This window comes from Geodermatophilus sp. SYSU D00079 (genome assembly GCF_054050635.1).
Genome location: NZ_JBJGZS010000014.1, coordinates 67,403 through 90,192 on the forward strand (window position 1 = coordinate 67,403; position 22,790 = coordinate 90,192).

At 74.6% G+C, this 22,790-nt stretch carries 28 protein-coding genes; 13 read left to right on the plus strand and 15 right to left on the minus strand.

Translation table 11 applies throughout. The features are described from left to right. The first annotated feature begins 114 nt into the window (after positions 1-114). Positions 115-720, plus strand: a complete 606-nt coding sequence (locus tag ACI79E_RS13265) for a dihydrofolate reductase family protein (RefSeq protein WP_456933014.1) — start codon at positions 115-117, stop codon at positions 718-720. Between the two features lie 322 nt (positions 721-1,042). On the opposite strand, the gene ACI79E_RS13270 is transcribed toward ACI79E_RS13265, so the two are convergent. Next, the gene (locus tag ACI79E_RS13270) at positions 1,043-1,711 is read right to left on the minus strand and encodes an MBL fold metallo-hydrolase (RefSeq protein ID WP_456933015.1); all 669 of its coding nucleotides are present in this window, start codon (positions 1,709-1,711) and stop codon (positions 1,043-1,045) included. Positions 1,712-1,817: 106 nt separating this feature from the next. Next, the gene (locus ACI79E_RS13275) at positions 1,818-2,660 is read right to left on the minus strand and encodes an alpha/beta fold hydrolase (RefSeq protein WP_456933016.1); all 843 of its coding nucleotides are present in this window, start codon (positions 2,658-2,660) and stop codon (positions 1,818-1,820) included. A 301-nt stretch (positions 2,661-2,961) separates the two neighbouring features. On the opposite strand from ACI79E_RS13275, the gene ACI79E_RS13280 reads away from it, so the two are divergent. Then, entirely contained in the window at positions 2,962-3,132 is a 171-nt protein-coding gene (locus ACI79E_RS13280; protein ID WP_456933017.1) for a DUF1059 domain-containing protein, read from the plus strand. Between the two features lie 64 nt (positions 3,133-3,196). Here ACI79E_RS13280 and ACI79E_RS13285 read toward each other — a convergent pair whose 3' ends face one another. Beyond that, on the minus strand, positions 3,197-3,646 hold the full coding sequence (locus ACI79E_RS13285) for a pyridoxamine 5'-phosphate oxidase family protein (protein ID WP_456933018.1): 450 nt from the start codon (positions 3,644-3,646) through the stop codon (positions 3,197-3,199). A gap of 195 nt (positions 3,647-3,841) precedes the next feature. Here ACI79E_RS13285 and ACI79E_RS13290 point away from each other — a divergent pair, with 195 nt between their 5' ends. The 4 genes from ACI79E_RS13290 (at position 3,842) to ACI79E_RS13305 (ending at position 6,398) form a co-directional block, all read left to right on the plus strand. Continuing rightward, complete coding sequence (locus ACI79E_RS13290; protein WP_456933019.1) at positions 3,842-4,297, plus strand: hypothetical protein; 456 nt, start codon at positions 3,842-3,844, stop codon at positions 4,295-4,297. A 112-nt stretch (positions 4,298-4,409) separates the two neighbouring features. Then, complete coding sequence (locus ACI79E_RS13295) at positions 4,410-4,823, plus strand: ANTAR domain-containing response regulator (RefSeq protein WP_456933020.1); 414 nt, start codon at positions 4,410-4,412, stop codon at positions 4,821-4,823. 123 nt (positions 4,824-4,946) lie between these two features. Then, on the plus strand, positions 4,947-5,600 hold the full coding sequence (locus ACI79E_RS13300; RefSeq protein WP_456933021.1) for a chemotaxis protein CheB: 654 nt from the start codon (positions 4,947-4,949) through the stop codon (positions 5,598-5,600). Between the two features lie 69 nt (positions 5,601-5,669). After that, positions 5,670-6,398, plus strand: a complete 729-nt coding sequence (locus tag ACI79E_RS13305) for a Crp/Fnr family transcriptional regulator (protein ID WP_456933022.1) — start codon at positions 5,670-5,672, stop codon at positions 6,396-6,398. 123 nt (positions 6,399-6,521) lie between these two features. Here ACI79E_RS13305 and ACI79E_RS13310 read toward each other — a convergent pair whose 3' ends face one another. From ACI79E_RS13310 to ACI79E_RS13325, 4 genes are all read right to left on the minus strand, one after another. After that, on the minus strand, positions 6,522-7,622 hold the full coding sequence (locus ACI79E_RS13310) for a 1-acyl-sn-glycerol-3-phosphate acyltransferase (protein WP_456933023.1): 1,101 nt from the start codon (positions 7,620-7,622) through the stop codon (positions 6,522-6,524). A gap of 1 nt (position 7,623) precedes the next feature. Further along, the gene (locus ACI79E_RS13315) at positions 7,624-8,484 is read right to left on the minus strand and encodes a patatin-like phospholipase family protein (protein ID WP_456933024.1); all 861 of its coding nucleotides are present in this window, start codon (positions 8,482-8,484) and stop codon (positions 7,624-7,626) included. Between the two features lie 12 nt (positions 8,485-8,496). Further along, complete coding sequence (locus ACI79E_RS13320) at positions 8,497-9,201, minus strand: alpha/beta fold hydrolase (protein WP_456933025.1); 705 nt, start codon at positions 9,199-9,201, stop codon at positions 8,497-8,499. A gap of 165 nt (positions 9,202-9,366) precedes the next feature. Next, on the minus strand, positions 9,367-9,723 hold the full coding sequence (locus tag ACI79E_RS13325) for a nuclear transport factor 2 family protein (protein ID WP_456933026.1): 357 nt from the start codon (positions 9,721-9,723) through the stop codon (positions 9,367-9,369). 79 nt (positions 9,724-9,802) lie between these two features. Between ACI79E_RS13325 and ACI79E_RS13330 the strand changes: the two genes are divergently transcribed. After that, positions 9,803-10,603, plus strand: coding sequence for a MerR family transcriptional regulator (locus ACI79E_RS13330; protein WP_456933027.1), 801 nt, complete (start codon positions 9,803-9,805; stop codon positions 10,601-10,603). A 94-nt stretch (positions 10,604-10,697) separates the two neighbouring features. On the opposite strand, the gene ACI79E_RS13335 is transcribed toward ACI79E_RS13330, so the two are convergent. Further along, complete coding sequence (locus ACI79E_RS13335; protein ID WP_456933028.1) at positions 10,698-11,039, minus strand: winged helix-turn-helix domain-containing protein; 342 nt, start codon at positions 11,037-11,039, stop codon at positions 10,698-10,700. 153 nt (positions 11,040-11,192) lie between these two features. Between ACI79E_RS13335 and ACI79E_RS13340 the strand changes: the two genes are divergently transcribed. The 6 genes from ACI79E_RS13340 (at position 11,193) to katG (ending at position 17,926) form a co-directional block, all read left to right on the plus strand. Then, the gene (locus ACI79E_RS13340; RefSeq protein ID WP_456933029.1) at positions 11,193-12,209 is read left to right on the plus strand and encodes a TerC family protein; all 1,017 of its coding nucleotides are present in this window, start codon (positions 11,193-11,195) and stop codon (positions 12,207-12,209) included. Positions 12,210-12,532: 323 nt separating this feature from the next. Next, positions 12,533-13,186 carry a maleylpyruvate isomerase family mycothiol-dependent enzyme gene (locus tag ACI79E_RS13345; protein WP_456933030.1) on the plus strand — a complete coding sequence of 218 codons (654 nt, stop codon included), beginning with the start codon at positions 12,533-12,535 and terminating at the stop codon, positions 13,184-13,186. Positions 13,187-13,357: 171 nt separating this feature from the next. Next, positions 13,358-14,092, plus strand: a complete 735-nt coding sequence (locus ACI79E_RS13350; RefSeq protein ID WP_456933031.1) for an aspartate/glutamate racemase family protein — start codon at positions 13,358-13,360, stop codon at positions 14,090-14,092. 267 nt (positions 14,093-14,359) lie between these two features. Next, positions 14,360-15,172 carry an MOSC domain-containing protein gene (locus tag ACI79E_RS13355; protein ID WP_456933032.1) on the plus strand — a complete coding sequence of 271 codons (813 nt, stop codon included), beginning with the start codon at positions 14,360-14,362 and terminating at the stop codon, positions 15,170-15,172. Between the two features lie 67 nt (positions 15,173-15,239). Beyond that, positions 15,240-15,710, plus strand: a complete 471-nt coding sequence (locus ACI79E_RS13360) for a Fur family transcriptional regulator (protein WP_456933033.1) — start codon at positions 15,240-15,242, stop codon at positions 15,708-15,710. Further along, positions 15,707-17,926, plus strand: a complete 2,220-nt coding sequence (gene katG / locus ACI79E_RS13365; RefSeq protein ID WP_456933034.1) for a catalase/peroxidase HPI — start codon at positions 15,707-15,709, stop codon at positions 17,924-17,926. Before ACI79E_RS13360 ends, katG begins: the two co-directional genes overlap by 4 nt. A gap of 132 nt (positions 17,927-18,058) precedes the next feature. On the opposite strand, the gene ACI79E_RS13370 is transcribed toward katG, so the two are convergent. The 7 genes from ACI79E_RS13370 to ACI79E_RS13400 all read right to left on the minus strand — a co-directional run bounded on the left by ACI79E_RS13370 (position 18,059) and on the right by ACI79E_RS13400 (position 22,582). After that, positions 18,059-18,475 carry a PIN domain-containing protein gene (locus ACI79E_RS13370; protein ID WP_456933035.1) on the minus strand — a complete coding sequence of 139 codons (417 nt, stop codon included), beginning with the start codon at positions 18,473-18,475 and terminating at the stop codon, positions 18,059-18,061. Continuing rightward, entirely contained in the window at positions 18,472-18,678 is a 207-nt protein-coding gene (locus ACI79E_RS13375; RefSeq protein ID WP_456933036.1) for a DUF2191 domain-containing protein, read from the minus strand. Before ACI79E_RS13375 ends, ACI79E_RS13370 begins: the two co-directional genes overlap by 4 nt. Before the next feature lie 52 nt (positions 18,679-18,730). Continuing rightward, positions 18,731-19,390: a response regulator gene (locus tag ACI79E_RS13380; RefSeq protein WP_456933037.1), complete on the minus strand. Its 660-nt coding sequence runs from the start codon at positions 19,388-19,390 to the stop codon at positions 18,731-18,733. After that, positions 19,387-20,577, minus strand: coding sequence for a sensor histidine kinase (locus ACI79E_RS13385; protein ID WP_456933038.1), 1,191 nt, complete (start codon positions 20,575-20,577; stop codon positions 19,387-19,389). Before ACI79E_RS13385 ends, ACI79E_RS13380 begins: the two co-directional genes overlap by 4 nt. Positions 20,578-20,652: 75 nt before the next feature. Next, positions 20,653-21,186 carry a cupin domain-containing protein gene (locus ACI79E_RS13390; RefSeq protein WP_456933039.1) on the minus strand — a complete coding sequence of 178 codons (534 nt, stop codon included), beginning with the start codon at positions 21,184-21,186 and terminating at the stop codon, positions 20,653-20,655. After that, positions 21,183-22,037 (minus strand): phosphotransferase, encoded by an 855-nt coding sequence (locus tag ACI79E_RS13395; protein ID WP_456933040.1) that lies wholly within the window; start codon positions 22,035-22,037, stop codon positions 21,183-21,185. Before ACI79E_RS13395 ends, ACI79E_RS13390 begins: the two co-directional genes overlap by 4 nt. Continuing rightward, on the minus strand, positions 22,034-22,582 hold the full coding sequence (locus tag ACI79E_RS13400; RefSeq protein WP_456933041.1) for a hypothetical protein: 549 nt from the start codon (positions 22,580-22,582) through the stop codon (positions 22,034-22,036). Before ACI79E_RS13400 ends, ACI79E_RS13395 begins: the two co-directional genes overlap by 4 nt. Positions 22,583-22,790: the final 208 nt, after the last annotated feature.

Genomic DNA, 22,790 nt, shown 5'->3' on the forward strand with positions numbered 1-22,790 from the left:
CCGCCTCGGCCGTCGGCCCGGACCGATGGGTTCCTCATCACCTCACAGCGCGGCCGATGAACTCGTGGCTCCCGGCCGGTCCAAGCCCGTGACGCCCCAGGAGAGGACACCACCATGTCTGAGCTTCTCGTCGACTTCATCACCTCCCTCGACGGCTACGCATCGGGAGAGGGCTGGCCCGGGTTCTGGGGCCTCGAGGGCCCGGAGTACCTCGCGTGGCTCGGCGAGCAGCCCGAGGTCACCTACCTGATGGGCGCGAACACCTACCGCCTGATGTCGGGCTTCGCCGCGGGCGAGGTCCCGAATGGCCAGGACGGGTTGAGGGCGGAGGAGGAGGCGTCCGTCGACCAGCTCACGCGGGCGTCCAAGGTGGTGTTCTCCTCCTCGCTCGAGGAGCCACTGACGTGGGCCAACTCCACGCTCGTCCGCGACGACGCCGTGGAAGCCGTCCGCGCCATGAAGGAGAACGGTTCGGGGCTCCTCAGCACGATCGGCAGCCTCAGCCTGTGCCGGTCCCTGCTGAGGGCCGGGCTCGTCGACCGCTTCCGGGTCGTGGTGTTCCCGGTGATCACCGGGGCCACGGGCGAAGAACGCATCTACGACGGCTACCCGGACGTCGCCCTCGAGATGATCGACCACCGGACCTTCGACGGCCGCATCCAGCTGGTCGAGTACAAGCCATGCGTGCTCGAGCACCCGCCGCTCGGCGCGCGTGCGTGACGTCGCCCCGTCCACCGGTGTCGAACGCGACCGGCGGGGATCTGGTCGCCGACACGGCCCCGATCCACGCCCGCCTCACCCAGCAGCCCGCCGACTGCGGCGTTCCCGATCCCCCCGATCGCGCGCGCGACCTGCTCGCCCTCCTCGAAGGGCCCTGTCCAGCCGGCTCCCCGCCGAGGACGGCACTCCGTCGCAGCAACCGGCGGACACGGTGCGGGGCCTCGTCAGGCGGCTGCCGGGCTGGGTCGACACGACCGTGTGGGGACGAGCGGACACGACGAGCGGACACGACGCATGGAGGCCCCGCGTCGTCCGGCCCTGCTCAGACCCTCTCTGCCGCCTGCCGGAGTGCGGCCGTGGCACCGTGGACGATCGGCTCGCCGTGTCCGAAGACCGCGGCGTCGGCGTCCATCTGGGCCAGCCGGTGCAGCGACCGCACCGCCTGCGCGCGGTCGGTGTTGAAGACCCCGAGCATGGTGCGGCCGACGTTGGCGACGGCGTCACCGGTGACCAGGAGCCGCGGCTGCGGCAGGTACAGGGCGATCGACCCGTCCGTGTGGCCCGGCACCGCGACCACCACCGCGCCACCGCCGAACTCCAGCACGTCACCGTCGTCCACGTCGCGGTCCACCTGGCACGGAGGGGCGGGCGGCAGCGGGGGCACCGCCGCCCGGATCGGCACCTCGAACGCCTCCAGGACCGGCGGTGTCCCGGCGACCTCGCCCCGGATCACCGGGGCCTCCCGCCGGTGCGCCACCACCTCGGCGCCGTGGCCGGCGGCCAGCTCCGCCGCCGAGCCCGCATGGTCCTCGTGCCAATGGGTCAGCACGATCCGCTGCAGCGGTCCGTCCAGCGCCGCCTCGATCTCGGCGGCCCGGTCGGCGGTCCCGGTGTCGATCAGCGTCAACGCGTCGTCGTCGCGCCAGAGACAGGCCGCTCCCACGGGGAAGCGCAGCATGCGCAGGCGCGGCAGGACGTCGAGCACCTCCATGCCGTCACCCTGCACTGCGCGACCTCCCTCGGGGCGTCGGTTCGCCGAGAGCGCAGCGCCCGCGCGGGATGTCCCCCGCCCCACACGATCCGCCTGGCGGCACGTCCTAACGGTGCCCGCCTGTTCGGGGAGCTTGCCGGTCGAGCCAGGCGCGCAGTTCGTCCGCCAAGGCAACCGGGGCGTCGAGGTGCACGAGGTGACCGGCCCCGCTGACCAGGCGCAACGTGGAGCCCGGGATCGCATCGCGCAGCGACCTGGCACGGGCGACGGGGATCCAGGTGTCGTCCTCTCCCCAGACGATGCGGACCGGGACCCGGATGTCCCGCAGCCGACCCGCGAACTCGTCGGTGAAGCGTTCGTCAGCCTGCGCGATCTGGCGGTAGAAGGCCGGGCGCCCCTGCTCGGTCGACCACGGGGCCGTCAGCTCGTCGAGTTGCGCCTCGGTCAGACCGCGGTGGCTCGCGCCGCCGACATAGGCCCGCAGCGCTCCCGCATGGACGGCCTGCGGTAGTCGAGCGAAGACGTCGGCGTGGTCCTTGACCAGCTTGAAGAACGGAGACCCCCACGGGCGCAGGGCGACGACGTCGACCAAGAACAGCGATGCGAGACGGCTGCCGTGCACGAGGTGGGCGCGCAGCGCAACCGCGCCACCGAGGTCGTGTGCCACCACGTGTGGCGCGTCGAGGCCCCACGTGGTCAGCAGATCGACGAGCAACTCGCCCTGGACACCCAGGTCCACGGCGTGTCCCGGCTCCATCGAGGACTGCCCGTAGCCGGGCATGTCCCAGAGGTAGACCGTGAAGTCCCGGCTCAGCGCGTCGGCGAAGGGCCTCCACAACGCGGAGGACCAGGGCGTGCCGTGGCAGAACACGACCGGTGGTCCCGAACCAGCCGTCCGCCACGCCACCGATCGACCGCGCCAGTGGAGCAGCCGGTCCGACGAGATCATCCCGGCGACCGCCCTTCACATCGATCGAGGACCACGACAGCGCGTCTCGCCGACGCGGCCCTGCTCGAGCAGCGCCGCGAGGCGGTCGGCGGCCTCTCGACGCTGCCGCGGTGCACGTGACGGTGGATGTGAGCGCGATGAGGGCCGCCGCAGGCTCGCGGACAGCCACCGCGGAGCCCGCGGCTCGTGCGCCAGGGAACGGCGGGATCGCGCATCCGGAACGCTGGCGACAGCCACCGGGTGTCGGCCACGCTTGTCCGACACCGCCCGTACCCGTCCCTGTCGAACGAGGAGGCCACCCGTGAAGCGACTGGAGTGTCGGGATGCCGGGTTCGACTGCGACGCAGTCGTCCACGGGGAGTCGGTGGAGGAGGTCATGGCCCAGGCCGGCCCGCACGCCAAGGAGGCGCACGGTGTCGACGTGACGCCGGAGATGGCCGACCGGATCAGGGCGCTGGTCCGGGACGCCTGACCCGGACCTGACGCGCGGTCCCACCACGCGCGCGGCCAGCCCGGCCCGGCGGTCGGCCCCATCCTCACCGGGTGACGTCGGTGCTGCGGCTGACGACCTCCGGCGCGGTCCGGGCCAACCTGGTGCCGCGGAGCACGCCCATGTCGACGGCGACGTAGTGCCAGCCCTGCGCCGAGCTCGACGGCGAGAAGTCCAGACCGTCGAGCTCGGCGATCTCCTCCGCGTCCACGACCAGCCGCGACGGACCGATCACACTCACCGACCAGCCTTCCCGGGTCGCCTCGTCATAGGTGTCCACCTCGAAGACCACGACGTGCTCGTTCCTGGCGCTGGCGATGCTCGAGGGAGCGAGGATGGCGACGACCACCTCGGCCCCCCGGATCCGGAAGTGCCCCGGCAGGATCATGGGCAGCGCGTTCTGCGTGAAGGCCAGCCGGCCCAACGTCGCCGTCCCCAGGAGTGCCCGGCACTCCCACACGTCCAGGTCCCGGAGGACGTGACTCGGTGTGCGCATCGCGGCCCCCATGGTGGGGAACCATGCCCCACGGGAGCCTCCGCCGGAAGCACCTGCCGCCACAGCCGCCGCGCCCGGGCGACGACGGGAGCCCACCCTCTGCAGCACCCGGCCGTGGACCGGGTCTCCCCCGCCACTGGTGACGGGGTGCGCCGATCGCGGACTGCTCCCCGCCGCGCCCGACAGAATGGCGGCATGACCCCCGAGCCGACGTCCCCGCGCGCAGCGTCCGTGCTGATCTCCGGAGCGGCGACCACGCTCTACTACGCCACGCCGGACTTCATCTCCTCCCGCACGGCTCGCGGCTGGGCGAAGGCGGGGCTGGTGGCCCTCTCCCTCGCCGTGGCGGTGCCCGACGTGAGAGCCGCCTGGGCGACCGCGAGGGAGCCGCAGCAGCTGGACGGGGAGGCCGTCCCCCCGGTCACACCCGGTCCGCCGTCCACCGGGGGCAAGGTCCTCGCCATCGGAGCGGGAGCCGCCGCGCTGGCCCTCACGGTCCGCGGGGTGGTCGCCGCCGAGCGGTGGGCCTTCCGCCGCGGAGAGGCTCGGGCGGCCGCCGGCAAGCCGCTGCCGCACACCGGCCCCGCGCTGCTGTACGGCGCGTTGACGAGCGCACTGTGGCTCCTGCCGACGCCGTTGGACGCGCGCTGACGGACGGAGCCCGGACGGTGGCAGGGGCGTGCCCGTGCCTGCACGATCAGGTCGTCCGGTGGTCCGACCACGCGCTGCCGGGTCGACCGCGAGCAGGACGGACGAGGTCACCATGACCGTCGAGGACGTGGAGCACGCGGACGCCCCGCCGGACGGCGCCACGACCGTGCGGGAGTGGGCGCAGGCACGGCGCGCTTCGGCACAGACGCTCCGCCGGCAGGCCGCGGAGATGCGCGCCCGCACCGTGACCCTCCGGTGCACCGTCCGGGCGCAGCGGGCCACGGTCACCGACGCGGCCGAGCTGCGCCGCAGGCTCTCGGCGGCCGAGCGCCGGGTGGCGGACCTCGAGGTGGCGCTGACCAGCAACCGGCGCATCAGCCAGGCCATCGGCATCCTCATGGCCCGTCACCGGCTGACCGAGGACCAGGCCTTCGACCTGCTGCGGCAGTGCAGCAGCCACCGCAACGTCAAGCTGGCGGTGCTGGCCGAGGAGGTCGTCCACACCGGCGAACTGCCGCGCACCTGACCCGTCGCCGGGGCGCCCGACCCCGAGGACCCGGGCGGCCTCGGGGTCGGGCGGCCGGACGGCTGGAGGAGGACTCGCTGCGGCCCTGTGTCAGGTACCCGACACAGGGGTACCGTCGACGAGGTGGCGACCGCACACCTCCCCGACCGGCGCCCCGGTTTCTCCGTCGTCGTGCTGGCCGCCAGCGCCGGCGGTGTGCGGGCCCTGCGCACCGTCGTGTCCGGGCTGCCGTCGGACTTCCCGGTGCCGGTCCTGGTGGTCCAGCACCGCGGATCCGGCACGCCGGAGATCCTCACCGCTCTGCTGCGGGCCCGCGGGCAGCTGCCGGTACAGACCGCCACGCCCGGCGTCCTGCAGCCCGGGGTGACCGTGCTGCCGGCCGGCATGACCGGGGAGCTGCAGCCGGACGGCCACCTGTCGCTGCGGCCCTCCCCCACCACCAGCACCGCGGACGGGCTGTTCACCAGCGCCGCCGCCGCCTTCGGCCGGGGCGTGCTGGCCGTCGTGCTGACCGGTCGCCTGTCCGACGGGTCCGCCGGGGTGCGCGCGGTGCGGCGGGCCGGCGGGCGGGTGCTGGTCCAGGACCCGGACGACGCCGAGGCGCCCGGCATGCCGAGCGCCGCCCTGGCCACCGGTTGCGTCGAGCACGCCCTGCCGCTGTCCCTGGTGGCGCCGGCGCTGGTGGCCTACGTCATGGCCCCCGGCGCCGCGGAGCTGTTCGCCGTGCCCGTGCCACCCTGGGCGCGCCTGGGTGCGCGTCCCCCCGTGCCGGCATGAGGCCCGGCGGCCGGGGGTAGCCCTCCCCGGCCTCGGAACCGAGGGTGATCCGTCCCCGAGAGGTGGAACGTGTCCACGCCCACCCGTCCGCCGCCGGACCCGCGCCGCAACCTGCTGCTCGGCTCCCTGCCCGAGGACGAGTTCGACCGCCTGCAGCCCGCCCTCGAGCCGGTGCAGCTCGACGTCCGCGACCAGCTCTACGAGCGTGACGAACCCATCGAGCACGTCTGGTTCCCCATCGACGCGGTCCTGTCGCTGCTCGCCACCGTCGAGGGGGAGGCGGCGGTGGAGGTCGCCACGGTCGGTTTCGAGGGCATGGCCGGGTTGCCGGCCTTCCTCGGCTCGCCCGAGAGCCCCCTCGACACCTACTGCCAGATCGCCGGCACCGCGGCGTGCCTGCCTCTCGGCGAGCTGCGCCGGTTCCTGGCCACGGACGGCGCGCTGCACGACCTGCTGCACCGCTACACCCAGGCCACGATGGTCCAGCTGTCGCAGAACGTGGCCTGCAACCGGCTGCACACCACCGAGGAGCGCTGCGCCCGCTGGCTGCTGCAGACCCGTGACCGCGTCGGCTCCGACGAGTTCGTCCTCACCCAGGAGTTCCTCGCCCAGATGCTCGGCGTCCGGCGAGGCACCGTGTCCCTCACCGCGGGCGTGCTGCAGCAGGCCGGCGTCATCCGCTACACCCGCGGGCGGATCACCGTCCTCGACCCCGAGGCCCTGCACGAGGTGGCCTGCGACTGCTACGACATCGTGCAGGCCGGGTACCGGCGGGCCACCGCGGCCCCCGGAGCCTGACCGGGCCCACCGACGGCCACGGCCGCGGTCTCCGCGGTGGCGGACAGCACGCGCTCGACCGGCAGTCCCGGCCCCACCGACCCCGGCTGACCGCGGCGTCCTCTGCCCGGGGAGCTGCGGCCGCTACGCCGGCCCGCCGGTGAGCGCGCTGCCCGCCCCCGGCTCCCCCGGCGCACCGCCCGGGCGCACGTCCTCCGCCGGCGGGGCCGCACCCGACGTGGTGCTGATCCAGGCGTCGATCGTCTCCCACCAGTGGTACAGCCAGTCGACCAGCTGCACCTCGTCCCGCGGCACCTCGGCGGCCGGGATGAACCACCAGCGCAGGTGCAGGGTCTTGTCCATGGGCAGGTGGCGCCACAGGTCCCGCACCGTGCTCAGGTGCTCCAGGCCGGTGTGCGCGACGAGGACGACGTCGGCGTGCGGCGCCGACCGCAGTGCCGCGACGACCCCGCCCGGACGCGGCGGCAGCAGGTGCTGCATCGCCTCGGCCCGGCGCACCGCGGACAGCAGGCCCCGGTCGCGCAGGCGCTGGATGGCCCGGGTCCGGCGGTGTCGGGTGAAGTTGGCCCCCTCGGGGAAGATCAGCAGCGCGTCCTCCTCGCCCAGGCCGCGGGCGAGGTCCGCGATCGCCTCCTCGCCGTGCCCCGCCGCCGCACCGGCGGAGACGAAGTGGTTGGGCAGCCGGTTGAGGTAGACGTCGATGAGCGGGTCCAGCTGCAGGAGGTCCTTGAGGACGACCCGCGGCCGGCGCAGGTGGTCGCGGTCCATCAGGGTGTGCACGAGCAGGAACGAGTCGCCGGGGCCCGCGTGCCGGGAGAGCACGACCATGGCGTTGGTGGAGCCGGGCACCCCGTCGTCCAGCGGCGACCACGACGTGCCGTCGGTGACCAGCCGCAGCGCGAACAGCCGCTGTGCCGCCCGCATCAGCGTGTCGAGCAGCAGGCGCAGCACGGTGTAGTGCGCCGTCCGGGCGCGCGGGGTGTGCAACCGGCGGCCGAAGCCGCTGAGCACCCACAGGACCGCCGCGGCCGCGAGCCCGGCCACCTCCAACGCGAGGTAGACCAGCGCGAAGGCCAGCAGCCGCAGCGCGCGTAGCCGGCCGGGGAGGAAGACCGAGACGACCACCGCCACGACCACCAGCGCGGGCAGTAGGGCGACCGCGGCCACCAGCGCGGCGACGAGGAGCGGACCGGTGACCCGGCGGACGCGGCGGGGCGGCAGCACCTCAGCCCCCTCCGTCCCGGGACGCGCCGAGCCGGTCGAGGTGGACCCGGGCCGCGCGGTACGCCTGGTCCATCCTGGCCTGGACCCCGGAGAAGTCGCGGTAGCGCAGGTTGGCCGCCCCGGGGGGAGCCGGGTCCCCCGAGGGCAGCACGTGCACGGTGACGCCGGGGGGCAGGGCGGCCAGGTCGGCGGCGAGGCGGTGCCGCCGGGCGATCTCGAAGGCGACCTGCGCGACCTCCCACGGCCCGGACGGTGGGCGCAGCGGCCGGTCGATCCGCCCGACGTGCAGCACGAAGACCGTGCCGGCGCCGAGCGCGACCGCCCGGCCGACCGGGATGCTGTGCACCAGCCCGCCGTCGAGGTAGTGCTCGCCGTCGAGCTCCACCGGCGGCAGCAGCCCGGGGACCGCGCACGAGGCGAGCACCGCCTCGACGAGCGGCCCCTCGGTGAACCAGTGTTCCGCGGCCCGCTCGATGCTGGCCGCGACGCACTGGAACGGCACCCGCAGCTCGGCGAAGGTGCGCACCGGGAGGTGCTCGGTGAGCAGGTCCCGCAGCGGCTCCCGCGGGTGCAGGTGCGTGCGGGTCCGCACCAGCGTGCGGGCCCGGCCCAGCACGGACCCGGCGAAGACCCGCCGGGAGGCGAGTTCCTCCCACACGCCGCGCAACCGGTCCACGGCGCCCGGGGCGGGGTCGGCGGCGACGAGCGCGCCGTTGATCGCCCCCACCGACGTGCCCACGACCAGGTCGGGCCGGACGCCGTGCTCGAACAGCGCCTGCAGCATCCCGACCTCGGCCGCGCCGAGCACTCCCCCGCCACCGAGGACGAAGGCCGTGCCGGCCGGCGTCGCGGGTGGGGCCATGGCCGCATCGTGTCATCCGGGGGTCGTCGCGCGGGCCGCCTCCTCGACCAGCCGGGCGACGTCGCCGGGCCGGGAGACCGTCACGGCGTGGGAGGCGTCCACCTCGACGGTGTGCGCCCCCGCCCGCTCGGCCATGAACCGCTGCGCCGCCGCCGGGACGGCGAGGTCCTCGACGGTGACCAGGACCCACGACGGGATGGTCCGCCAGGCGGCCCGCGTGGCCTCCTCCTCCAGTGCGTCGGCGAGGATCGGCCGCTGCGTGACGGCCATCAGCGTGGCGACCTCCTCCGGCACGTCCGCGGCGAAGACCTCCCGGAACCTGGCCTGCTGGACGTACAGGTCGGTCACCGGCTGCCCCGTGGGACCCCCGACGGGCACCGGGCGCAACGCCGGCCCCAGCTCGTTGCCCGGGAACCTCCTGGCCAGCTCGCCGGTGCTCTCCCCCTCCGCGAGCAGGAAGCTGGCGACGTACACCAGCGCCTGCACCTGCGGGTTCCCGGCGGCGGCCTCGCCCATCACGCTCCCGCCGTAGGAGTGGCCGGCGACCACGATCGGGCCGTCGACGTCGTCCAGGACGCTGCGCACGTACTCGGCGTCGCTGCGCAGCCCCCGGAGCGGGTTGGCCGCCGCGACGACCGCGTAGCCGTCGCCCGCGAGCTGCGCGACCACCCCGTTCCAGCTGGACGAGTCGGCGAAGGCCCCGTGGACGAGCACCACCGTGGGCCTCGTCGCGTCCGGGGGGCCCGGGGAGGTGGGAGCGGACACGGTGGTCCCTCTCTGGTCGTGGGGGTGTGGGACTCCCCGGCCCCGCAGCGCGGCTGCCGCGGGGCGGGGAGGGTGCGGGACCGGCCCCGCCTGCTCGGGCCGGTCCCGGCTGCCGGGTCATCGAGGGGCGATGACCAGCTCGGCGATCAGGTCGCCGTCCATCGTGAAGCGGTAATCCAGCTCGGCGACGCCACCGGGGAAGTCGCCCTCCAGGCGGTTGGTGGCCACCCAGCGTTCGTCGGCGAGGCGCTGGGCACCCAGCAGCTCGATCGTGTACGTGAACTCCGTGCCGGCGCCTCGCAGGAAGCCGCGGACCTCCTCGGTCCCGCGGAAGGTCTGGCCCTGGTCGACGACCACGGCCGTGGCGCTGAAGGCGGAGAGGGCGGCGTCGACGTCCCGGGCCGCGTGGGCGGCGAGGTAGCCGCGGATCGTGGCGGGGAGGTGGCCGGGCTGGGTGCTGGTCGGTGTGGTCATGCCCCGACGGTGCGTCCTCGCGCCGTGGGAGGGTCAAGCGCTGGACCCTCCCCCGGGGAGAGGGTGCACAGTGCTCGGCGTGCTGGCGATCGGCGAGTTCTCCCGGCTGACCCACCTGAGCGTGCGCACGCTGCGCCGCTACCACGACGCGGGCCTGCTCGAGCCCGCCACCGTGGACGACGCGAGCGGATACCGGTACTACAGCGCGGAGCAGATCCCGACCGCCCAGGTCATCCACCGCCTGCGCGAGCTCGACGTGCCGCTGTCCGACGTCCAGCGCATCCTGCGCTCCTCCGACCCCGGCGCCCGCGCAGCGCTCGTCGCCGACCACCTGCAGCGGCTCGAGTCCGAGCTGGACCGGACCCGGGCCGCGGTGGCGTCGCTGCGCCGGCTGCTGCGGCCCGAGCCGGCCCCGCTGGAGGTCGAGCTGCGCGCGGTGCCGGCCACCACGGTGGCCGCGGTCGAGGACGACGTGGCGCACGACCACGTCCTCACCTGGTACGCCGGTGCCATGGCCGAGCTGGACGCCGTGGTCGACGAGCCGACCGGCGTCCCGGGAGGGCTGTACGACAACGCGCTGTTCGAGACCGGCCGCGGGCACCTGCTCGTGTACCGGCCGACCGCCGAACCCCCGCACCGCGGCCGGGTGCACCCGGTGACCCTGCCCGCCGCCGAGCTGGCCGTCACCACCCACGTCGGCGAGCACGACGACATCGACGTCACCTACGGCCTGCTGGGCTCCTGGGTGGTGGCCAACGCGCTCGCGGTGGCCGGGCCGGTGCGGGAGAGCTACCTGGTCGGTCCGCGCGACACGGCGGACCCGACCGCGTGGCGCACCGAGATCGGCTGGCCCGTCTTCCGGGTGGCCCCGCGCTCCTGACCCGGCGCTCCCCGGCCGTCAGGAGCCGGGGCCGAGGTCGGCGCCCGGGGCCGGACGATACCCGCGCGTCGCCAGGCAGCGGCGGGACGCCGGCCTACGGCCCGGTGCGGTCCGGCCGGAAGATCGCCAGGAGCTCGTCGACCTCGTGGGCGGCGGTCGCGGGGTGCCGGAAGTGCTGGTGCGGCCGCACCTCGTAGTGCGTGCGCCGGCCCCGGCGGGTGCGGGTGAGGTATCCCGCCACCTCCAGGTCCCGGAGGATGGTCAGCGCGGCACGGGAGCTGATGCCCACCCGGGCGGCGATCTCCTCCACCCGGGCGTCGGGATCGCCCGCGACGGTGATCAGCACGTGCCCGTGGTTGGTGAGGAAGGTCCAGGGCGGGCGGCCGCCGGCTCCGGCGGGATCGGTCCGTCGGGGAGGTTGCTCGCTCGCCGCCACAGGTGAAGTGTGCTTCACTCGTCGTGCGGAGGGGAGTATCCCCGAACGCCTCGTCGTCAGTACGGGCCCGACGCGGGCACCCGGCGAGGTGGGCCCGGCACTCGGGCCGGGAGAGACCTCCGGTTGGGGTTCCGACCGGAGGGGGTTCGTCTCGTGGACGTCTCGTGGTGGCTGTGGCTCGCCGTCCTCGGCCTCATCGTCGGCATGCTCGCCGTCGACCTGTTCGCCCACCGCCGGGCACACGTCATCGGGGTGCGCGAGGCGACGGCGTGGTCGGCGGTGTGGGTCGCGATCGGCGTCGGATTCGGCGCGTGGGTGTGGACGGCGTTCGGCTCGGAGTCCGGACAGCAGTACTTCGCCGGCTACCTGATCGAGAAGTCCCTCGCCGTGGACAACGTCTTCGTCTGGGCGGTCCTCTTCAGCTACTTCGCCGTCCCCCGGGAGCTGCAGCACCGGGTGCTCTTCCTCGGCGTGCTCGGTGCGCTGGTCTTCCGCGGGCTGTTCATCGCCGGCGGCTCGGTGCTCATCGCCAGCTTCGGCTGGGTGCTCTACCTGTTCGCGGCCTTCCTGCTGTGGACCGGCTACCGGATGATCCGGCAGCGCGACGAGCACCTGGACCCGGGGCGGTCACGGGCGCTGCGGCTGTTCCGCCGCTGGGTGCCGATGACCGACGCCTACCACGGGCAGCGGTTCCTCGTCCGCCGCGGCGGCCGGCTGCTGGCCACTCCCCTGCTGGCGGTCCTGGTGCTCGTCGAGGTCACCGACATCGTCTTCGCCGTCGACTCGATCCCCGCGATCTTCGCCGTCACCGACGAGCCGTTCCTCGTCTTCACCGCCAACGCCTTCGCGGTCCTGGGCCTGCGGGCGATGTACTTCCTGCTCGCGGACCTCGTCCACCGGTTCGTCTACCTCAAGCTCGGCCTCGCGCTGGTGCTGGTCTGGGTGGGCGTCAAGATGATGCTCAAGATCGACCTCCTCTACGTGCCCACCACGGTCAGCCTCGCCGTCGTCGCCACGATCATCGGCACCTCGGTCTGGCTGAGCCTGCGGGCCACCCGGGGTCAGGCACGCCGCGGCGTCGAGGCCCCGGCCGCTCCCCCGTTCCGGGTCGCCACCGAGGAGGAGATCGCCGGGGTCGAGCCGCTGTTCTCGCGTCCCAGCCGCCGGTGACCGGGTCCCCAGGCAGGTGGACGCCGAAGGCGGACCCCCGGACGGCGATCGGCAGCACGGCGAGGACGGCGACCGGCGCCGCTGGCTGCCGCCCATGGCGGGGAGTGGACCGCGGGTGCCGGTGCCGGCTTCGTCCAGACCCTCGGGGTGCTCGAGCTGCTGGCTGCCGTCGGTCCGGTGCTGCCCGCCCTCGTCCACGTCGCACCGGTCGTGGTCCCGGTGCACGGACGGCGCTGCGTGCGTGCTCGTCCTCCGCGTGCCGATGAGTCCGGCACGCGCCCGCGGTCGCCACGGGTGTCCGTCCCACTCGACCGGAGGTGCCCGTGTCCCGTTCCCCCTCCCGCTCCGCGCTGTGGTCCCTCGTCCACGACGAGCGCGCCTGCCTCGCCGACGACCTGGCCGGCCTGGACGACGAGCAGTGGCAGCGACCGACGCTGTGTGGCGACTGGGTGGTGGAGGACGTCGTCGCCCACCTCACCGCCGCAGCGAGCGTGGGGACGGTGCGCTGGCTCGCCAGCATCCTCGCCGCGCGGTTCGACCCGGACCTGCACAACCGACGCCGCCTCGCCGAGCACCGTGGCCGGACGCCGAGCGAGACCCTCGACCGGTTCCGGCGGGTCGTCACCAGCACGACCGCGCCCACCGGGCACACCGCGGCCTGGCTGGGTGAGGTCGTCGTGCACGCCCAGGACATCCGCCGTCCCCTGGGGCTGGAGCGGGTGCCCTCGATCGAGGCCGTCACCGAGGTCGCCGGCTTCTACGCCCGGCGCGACTTCACCGTGGCCAGCCGCAGCGCGATCGCCGGCCTCCGCCTGGAGGCGACCGACGGCCCCTTCCGGGCCGGCGACGGACTCCTCGTCCGCGGGACGACGCTGGCGCTGACGATGGCGATGGCAGGCCGCAGCACCTACTGCGGCGACCTCACCGGCCCGGGCGTGGCCACCGTGCACGCCCGCTGCGCGTCGGACGCCGGGTGACCGGCCGGGCCCGCGGCCGGCCCCTGCTCGCGCCCCGACGAGGATGACACCGGGCCGGAGCCGGCCCGCCGCTCCGTGGAGGGAACCGCTGACATGCCCCACTCGCCCTCGCCCGCCGCGCCCGGTCCGGACCCGCGGCCGACCCCAGGGGCCCGACCGCGGGTCATCGGCATGATCGGCGGGATGAGCTGGGAGTCCACCGCCGAGTACTACCGGCTCGCGAACGTGCTGGTCCGTGAGCGGCTGGGCGGGCTGCACTCCGCACGAGTGCTGCTCGCCTCCGTGGACTTCGCCGAGATCGAGCCCCTGCAGGTCACCGGCGAGTGGGACCACGCCGGGCGGGTCCTGGCCGAGGAAGCGGCCCGGCTGGAGACGGCCGGCGCCCAGCTGCTGGTGCTCTGCACCAACACCATGCACCGCGTGGCCGACCAGGTGCAGGCAGCGGTGGACATCCCGCTGCTGCACCTGGCCGACACGACCGCCACGGCGGTGCTCGCCGCGGGGGTGTCCACGGTCGGGCTGCTCGGCACCGCGTTCACGATGGAGCAGGACTTCTACCGGGACCGGCTGGCCCGGCACGGCCTGCGCGTGCTGGTGCCCGGGGCGGCGGACCGGGCCGAGGTCCACCGGGTCATCTACGACGAGCTGTGCCTCGGCGTCGTGCGCACGCAGTCGCGCCACACCTACCGGCAGGTCATCGAGCGACTCGTGGACGCCGGCGCGCAGGGGGTGGTCCTCGGCTGCACCGAGATCGAGCTGCTCGTCGGTGCCGAGGACAGTCCCGTACCGGTCTTCCCGACCACGAGCCTGCACGTGGACGCGGCGGTCACCGCCGCGCTGGAGGGCGTGCCGGTCGACGACCGTTCCCCGACCGGACCGCTGCGCCCGGGACGACGCACTGGTTGACTCGGCGGATGGTCTCGCCGCTGCCAGAACCGGACAGGGAGATCGACCCGGACCAGCCGGTACCCGATGACCCGGGCGAGCTGCTCCCGGACGCACCGGAGCCGCTGCCGCCGCCGCCGATCGAGGCGTCACCGGACGATCCCGGCGGGGACCCGGGCGGCGTCCCGGAGCCCGCCTGAGGCCCGCCCCGGGGGACGGGGCCGGTGCGCGGGGCCGGCGGGGACTCCCTACGCTCGGCCGGGACCGCGCCCGACCGATGGGAGAGCCATGCCTGTCGTTTCCCGCTTCTCGGTGACGCCCGTCAAGGGCACGGCCCTCCACCACCCCGCCGGCCTGACGCTCACCCGCAACGGCGTGGAGGACAACCGGCGGTTCCACCTCGTCGACGCCCGGCACCGGCTGTTCAACGGCAAGCACCACGGACCGCTGGTCCGGCTCACCGCGCAGTACGACGGTCAGCGGGAGCACCTGTCCCTGCAGATCCCCGGCCGGGAGCCGGTCCAGGGGACGACGAGGGACCTGGGCGAGCCGGTCGTCACCGACTTCTACGGGCGCGCCGTGGCCGGCCGTCTGCTGACCGGTCCGTGGTCGGCCGCCCTCACCGAGTTCGTCGGCGAGCCGGTCCACCTGGTGGCCGTCGACACCCCCGGCGACGCGGTCGACGTGCACCCGGTGACCCTGGTCTCCTCGGCCACCATCGAGCACCTGCGCAGCGTGACCCCCGGTGGCGAGCGACTGGACCACCGGCGGTTCCGCATGCTGGTCGAGGTCGACGGGTGCGGGGTGCACGAGGAGGACACCTGGGCCGGTCGCCGGCTCCGGCTGGGCGACGCCACGGTCCAGGTGGTCGGCCCCGTCCCACGCTGCGTGGTCACCAACGAGGACCCCGACACCGGCGTGGTGGACTTCGGCACGCTCAAGGCCATCGCGCGCTACCGCGGCGAGCTGGCCAGGCAGCTGACCACCCCCGTCGCCCACCTCCCGGACAACGGCGCGGTCGTCTTCGGGGTGTACGCCACCGTCGAGGAGCCGGGCCGGGTCGTCTTCGGGGACCCCGTGGAGGTGCTCGCCGACCACTGACCGGCGGGCACCCGGACGGCTGGAAGTCAGTCTTGACCGGTTCAAGCCAAGCCGCCAGGATGCGGCTGTGCCGGACGCAGCAGACCTCGGACGCGTGCTGCGCGGGGCCGGTCTGCGGGTCACGCGCCCGCGACTGGCGGTGCTGGACGCCGTCCACGCGCAGCCGCACCTGGACACCGAGACGCTGATCAGCGCGGCCCGTGCCCGCCTGGGCGCGGTGTCGCACCAGGCGGTGTACGACGTGCTGCGCGTCCTGACCGACACCGGCCTGGTGCGCCGCATCCAGCCGCCGGGTTCGGTCGCGCGCTACGAGGCGCGGGTCGGTGACAACCACCACCACCTGGTCTGCCGCGACTGCGGCACGATCGTCGACGTCGACTGCGCGATCGGCGCCGCACCCTGCCTGACCCCGTCCGACGACGCAGGCTTCGCCATCGACGAGGCCGAGGTCGTCTTCTGGGGGCGCTGCCCGTCCTGCACGGGCGGCCGGTCCCCCGCCCCCTCCCCTGGCCCGACCCCACAGAGAGGCACGTCGTGACCGACGAAGTCGACAAGCTGCAGTCCGAGAGCACCAGCGAGAGCGAGAACCCGGCGATCTCCTCGCCGACCCCGGTCACCAACCGGCGGCCGCAGAGCAACCGGGACTGGTGGCCCAACCAGGTCGACCTCTCCGTGCTGAACAAGCCCTCGAAGGACTCCGACCCCCTGGGCGAGGACTTCGACTACAAGGCCGCGGTGGCCACCCTCGACGTCGCGGCCGTCAAGCGCGACCTCGCCGAGCTCATGCGCACCTCGCAGGACTGGTGGCCGGCCGACTGGGGTCACTACGGCCCGCTGTTCATCCGGATGTCGTGGCACGCCGCCGGCACCTACCGGATCGCCGACGGCCGGGGTGGCGGCGGCGAGGGCGGGCAGCGCTTCGCCCCGCTGAACAGCTGGCCGGACAACGCCAACCTGGACAAGGCCCGCCGGCTGCTGCTGCCGATCAAGCAGAAGTACGGCCGGGCGCTGTCCTGGGCCGACCTCCTGCTGCTCGCCGGCAACGTCGCGCACGACGACATGGGCCTGAAGACCTTCGGCTTCGCCTTCGGCCGCGAGGACAACTGGCAGCCGGGCGAGGTCTTCTGGGGCCCCGAGGACACCTGGCTCGGCGACGAGCGCTACGCCGCCGACGAGCCGCTGGACCTCGAGGAAGGCCCCCTCGCCGCCGTCACCATGGGCCTGATCTACGTCAACCCGGAGGGGCCGAAGGGCAGCGGTGACCCGCTCGCCTCGGGCCACGACATCAAGGTGACCTTCCGCCGGATGGGCATGACCGACGAGGAGACCGTCGCGCTCGTCGCCGGCGGCCACACCTTCGGCAAGATGCACGGCGCCGGCAACCCCGAACTGGTCGGACCGGAGCCCGAGGGCTGCCCGGTGCACGGCAACGGCCTGGGCTGGATCAGCCAGTACGGCACCGGCAAGGGCGCGGACACGATCACCAGCGGTCTCGAGGGCGCCTGGACCCCGACGCCGACGACGTGGGACAACTCCTACTGGGACACCCTCTTCGGCTGGGACTGGGAGCTCACCACGAGCCCCGCGGGCGCCAAGCAGTGGCAGCCGGTCAACCCCGAGGCGCAGGAGCTCGTCCCCGACGCGCACGTCGAGGGCAAGAAGAACCCGCCGACGATGTCGACGGCCGACATGGCGCTCATCAAGGACCCCGAGCTCCGCGCGATCTCGGAGCGCTACCGGAACGACCCGGAGTACTTCGCCGACCAGTACGCGCGGGCCTGGTTCAAGCTGCTGCACCGTGACATGGGCCCCAAGGTCCGCTACCTCGGCCCCGACGTGCCGGACGAGGACCTGATCTGGCAGGACCCCCTCCCCGCCGTCGACCACGAGCTCGTGGGCGAGGCGGAGATCGCCGACCTGAAGCAGCGCCTGCTGTCCTCCGGGTTGACGGTCTCGCAACTGGTGCACACGGCCTGGTCCGCCGCTGCGTCCTACCGCGGCACGGACAAGCGCGGCGGCGCCAACGGCGCCCGGCTGCGCCTGGAGCCGCAGATCAACTGGGCGGCCAACCAGGGCGTCCAGGACGTGCTGCCGGTGCTCGAGCGGGTCAAGGGCGAGTTCGAGGAGCAGACCGGCAAGAAGGTCTCGCTCGCCGACCTCATCGTGCTCGGCGGCAGCGCGGCGGTGGAGAAGGCCGCGGCCGACGCCGGCGTGCAGGTGACCGTGCCGTTCCACCCGGGCCGCACCGACGCCTCCCAGGAGCAGACCGACGTCGACAACTTCCGCTGGCTGGAGACGCGGGCCGACGGCTTCCGCAACTGGATCGCGCCGGGCAGCAAGCTCCAGCCGGAGACGCTCCTGATCGACAAGGCGTACATGCTGGAGCTGACCGCCAAGGAGATGACCCTCCTCGTCGGTGGCCTGCGCGTCCTCGGCGCCAACACCGGCGGCGTGCAGCACGGCGTGTTCACCGACCGCCCGGGCGTGCTGTCGCAGGACTTCTTCCGCAACCTGCTCGACCTGGGCATCTCCTGGCGCACCGCGACCGAGGGCGAGGGCGTCTACGAGGGGCTGGACGCCGACGGCACCGTCGTGCGCACGGCCACCGCGGTCGACCTGGTGTTCAACTCGAACTCGATCCTGCGCGGCATCGTCGAGGTCTACTCGGCCGACGACGCGAAGGAGAAGTTCGTGCAGGACTTCGTCCAGGCGTGGGTCAAGGTCATGGAGCTCGACCGCTTCGACCTGCGGTAGTCCCCCGTTCGGACGCCCCGGACCGCAGCTGCGGTCCGGGGCGTCCGCGCGTCCGTGGGCCCGGTACGCGCGCACCGTGCCGGTACGGACCGTGCCCACGCCGAGGGCGCCGTGCTGTCGACCCGCGCGCCGCTACACGCTCCCCCGCGGCAGGACCCACCGGTGCTCGAACGCGAGCACCTCGGCGGCGATCTCGAAGTCCGCGTCGTAGTGCAGGACGGTCATCCCGTGCTCGGCCGCCAGGACTGAGGTGAGCAGGTCCGCGATGCCCACCGCCCGGTGCCGGCCGGTGCGGGCCAGGACCCGCTGCACGTCGAACGCGCGCTGCCAGTGCTCGTCGTCGGTCGGCAGGTACTCGTAGGCCTCCCGGCGGTCGGCTCGCACCTGCTCGTACTCCGCCGGGCTCCGGGCGCTGTGCAGCGCCTCGGCATCCAGGGTGGCACACGTGGCGACCAGACCCCCGGTGATCAGTGGCTCCAACCGGTTCGCGACGACGGTCAGCCGCATCCGGGCCGCCGCGCTGGTGTCGATGAGGAAGCGGGCGATCACCGCCACACGTCAGCTCGCCCCTCGGGATCAGCCATCGCGTCCAGGCCGCCCTCGCGCAGCCAGGCCACCTGCCGGGCCCGGGCGGCTGCGCTCGTCGCGTGCCGCAGGGCAGCCCGGACCGTGTCCGACACCCCGCTGGTGTTGAGCTCGCGCTGCGCCTGGGCCAGCAGGTCGTCGTCCAGGTCGATCAGACGCTTCGTCACGCGCGCCCCTCCCGTCCATATATCCAGAGCGGGATGAGTATATACCGCCCGCTCACCCCCCGGGGACGACGAGGCCCGTCTCGTAGGCCAGCACGACCAGGCGCGAGCGGTCGCGGGCGTCGAGCTTGGTGAGCAGCCGGGAGACGTAGGTGCGCGCCGTCGCCGGGGAGAGGAACAGCTCCCGGGCGATCTCCTCGTTGGACCGGCCCCGGCCCACGAGGGCGAGGACCTCCCGCTCCCGCTCGGTGAGCACCTGCAGCGGCGTGTCGTCCACCGCGGCCTGCAGCCGGTCGGCCAGGGACCGCAGCACCGTCCGGGCGACCGAGGGGGACAGCAGCGACTCGCCGGCGGCCACCACGCGGATGCCCTGGCGCAGATCGGTCGGCGAGACGTCCTTGAGCAGGTAACCGGCCGCGCCGGCGCGGACGGCCTCGAACACGTGCTCGTCCTCGTCGAAGGTGGTCAGCACCAGCACCCGGACGTCCCTCAGCCGCGGGTCGGCGACGATCTCCCGGGTCGCCTGGAGGCCGTCCATCTCCGGCATCCGGACGTCCATCAGGACGACGTCGGGCCGCAGCTCGCGGATCCGCGCCAGGCCCGCGCGACCGGTGCCGGCCTCGCCGACGACGGTGATGTCGCCGTCGCGCTCGGCGAGGGTCCGCAGACCGGTGCGCACGAGCTCCTGGTCGTCGACCAGCACGATCCGGATCACGGGTCCAGCCTCACCGGCAGCACCGCGCGCACCTGGAAGCCACCGCCTGGCCCGCGCCCGGCGGTGAGCTGACCGCCGAGCACGGCGGCCCGCTCGCGCATGCCCACCAGACCGTGACCGCTCCCGGCGGACGACGGGCCGGCCGGGCGACCCGCGGGACCGTCGTCGGCGACCACCAGCTCCAGCCGGTCCCCGCGGACGCCGGCGGTGACCTGCGCGTGGGTGGCCCCGGAGTGCCGGATGACGTTGGTGAGCGACTCCTGCACGATCCGGTAGGCGGCCGCCTCGATGGCGCCGTCGAGGCAGCCCTCGCCGACGCTGACGTCGAGATCCACCCCGACCCCCGCGTCCCGGGCGGCGTCCGCCAGGCTCCGGAGCCCGGCCAGACCCACCGTCCCGCGTTCGGCCCCACCCCTCGGCGACCGGAGCAGCTTCACGGTGGCCCGGAGCTCCCGGAGCTGCGCCGAGGTCGCCGCGCCGATCTGCTCCACCGCCCGCCGGGCGGCCTCGTCGTCGCGGCCGATGGCCTCGGCGGCGACGTTGCCGTGCAGGGCGATCACCGACATGGCGTGGCCGACGGAGTCGTGCAGGTCCTGGGCGATGCGCACCCGCTCGGCCTGCAGCCGGCCCTCGGCCTCGCGGGCCTGGTCGGCGGCGGCCAGCGCCCGCAGCCACTGCTGGGAGGAGCGGACCTCCCGGCGGGCGCGGACGCTCACCCCGAGGGCGATCGCCGCGGCGACGAGCGCCACGTTCGTGAGCAGCTCGTAGCTGAGCAGGTAGGCGGTGGGCAGGCCCTCGGCGACCCGCGCCCACGCGGCTCCGCCGACCAGCACCGTCCCCGCGCCGGCCGCCCAGCGGAGGGCACCGACGTCGGCCGCCCGGTAGAGCGCGGCGACCGCCGGCAGGGCGATGCCGATCGGCGGGAACCCGAGGGCGTAGTAGGCGAAGACGCCGAGGACCGTCAGCGCCAGGACGAGGCGGGGAGCGCGGCGGCCCACCACGGCCAGGCCGCCGAACCCGACCGCGAACAGGTGGGCCCCCGCGGTCGCCCGGCCGGTCTGCTCCAGGTCGGCGGCGATGACCAGGGCCACGGCGAGGGTCTGCGCCAGCGCGAGAAGCAGGTCGCCCCGGCGTCCACCGACCGCGCCGGCCCTGTCGCGCGCGGATCGGTCCCTGGAGTCGGGCACGGCGTCAGGGTAGGAATCCGGACCGGCCGGCGGACAGGCCCGCGCGCCGGCGCCGGGACCGCTGCGACGACCCGCTCACCGTCGACCGGCCGAGCGCAGCCGGACGCGGGCCCGGTGGACCCTCGCCAGCAGCCGCCATCCCGGTTCCTGCACCAGGGCCGGGACCCCGTGGACGGCGAAGGACAGGCCGTGGCGCACGTTGATCTCGGCCAGCTCCCCGATGGGCGGGATCCGGCCGCTGCGGGCGAGCGCACGGAACTGGTCCTCGAGCGGCCCGGCGGGGGTCTCCCGCACGCGGACCAGCGCCGGCTCGTCGAAGGGGTTGGCGAAGCCGTGGGTCACCGTGGGCGGGACCGTCACCGACCCCCCCGCGGTGAGGACGCGGGTGTCCCGGCCGACCAGCACCTGCAGCCGCCCCTCCTGCACGGTGAAGGTCTCCGTCTGCGTGCGGTGACGGTGCCGCGGCGGGCCGGCCAGGCCGGGCGGCAGCAGCGCGTCGACCTCCAGGGCGGCGCCGCCGTTGTCGCGGCCCGAGGCGAGGACCCGGATGGTCTCCCCCGTCGGCAGGTGCAGCACCCGCGGACCGGGGGCGGAGGGGGTCGCGGTCATGCCGTCGGCTCCTCGCTGCCGGGGAACAACCAGGTCAGGCTGCGCCGGGCGGCGCGGCGGTACTCCTCGCGACCGCTCTCCCGTCCGTAGGCCAGGTCCTCCAGGGCGGCGCAGCGCGCGAAGAACGTGATGCGGCGCCGGAACCCCGGGCTGTCGTGGCCGTAGGCGCGCAGCGCCTCGGAGAGGAAGGCGGGGCCGAAGTCCCGGTACAGCCGGGCGAGGTCCAGGGCCGGGTCCGTGACGGCCGCATCGGACCAGTCGATGACCCCGGTCAGGCGACCGTCGCGCTCGAGGACGTGCTCCGCGCCGAGGTCGGCGTGCGCCAGAACCAGCGCGCGCGCCGGGCGGGGCCGGGTCGCACGGACCACCCGCAGCAGTCGTGGCGGACCCGAGAGCTCCTCGAGCCACTCGTCCGGGTCGGCGGGCTCGACGGGGGCGCGGTCGCCGACGTCCGACCGGTCGATGTGGTGCAGCTGCCGGAGGACGGATCCGAGGCGGGTGGCGGCACCCTCGGGAGCCGCTCGGCCGAGCAGCGACCGGCCCGGCAGCAGCCGGTGGCCGAGCACCCCCTCGGCCGGGTCGGCGAAGCACGGGACGGGCACGGGGACGGACACGTGCGCGGCGACCAGCCCCAGCAGCTCGGCCTCCCGCACCACGTCGGCGCGGGCAGCGGACGCCGTGACGCGCACGACCAGGTCCCCCGCGAGGAACGCCCGGTGGTCGAGCCCGCCGCCGAGGTCCCGCAGCTCGACGCCCGCTGCGTGGGGCGCGTGCGCGGCGAGCGCGCGCACCGCGCGGGCCCGCAGCGCCGCCGCCGTGTCGCCCCCGTCGGGCGTGCCCGGGGCGCTCATGCGCCGTGGTCCCCGCGCCCCGCGGCGACCGGCTGGGCCGCGGCCGGGACGGGGGCGCTGGCCCGGACCCAGCGCAGCAGGGCGGTGAAGGTCAGGGCGGCGGTCACCGCGCTGCCGGCCAGGCGCACCCAGTGTCCGGTGACGAACTCCGCGGCGACCTCGCGCAGGTACTCCGGCGGGTGCGTGCCGACCGGGTCGACGAACATGACCTCGTTGCGCGGCCAGGAGAAGAGGACCGAGAAGACGAAGTCGCAGGCGATGAACACCGCGGCCGCGCCGGCGACCCACCACCGCAGACGCCGCTCCCGCCACGAGAGCAGGAGCGCGGCCAGGCCGGTGACCACCACGGAGGCGCCCAGGGGTGGGAAGTAGTCGCCGGGGCTCCCGGCGACGAGGAACTCCCGGGCCCGGTCCAGCGACGCAGGGGGATCGCCGAAGATGTTCGGGTAGAGCATCACGGTCTCGGCGGCGACACCGCCGAGGTTCAGCATCGAAGTCCACACGACGGCGACGAGCGCCACCGTGGTGAGTGTCGTGCGGGACATCTCGGGTGCGTCCTCTCGCTGGTCGACTCGACGCCCCGGCGGGTCGTCGTCGCCCAGCGACGCTAGGTCCGGCCGGTGCCCGCGTCTGCCGCCTGCCGACGGGGACCGGGATCGCTCCTCGACGTACGGCGGCCCGCCCCCGGTACGCACACCGGCGACGTCTCCGGCCGACACGGACCGTCGACGGCGACCGGGCAACCCCCGGCCG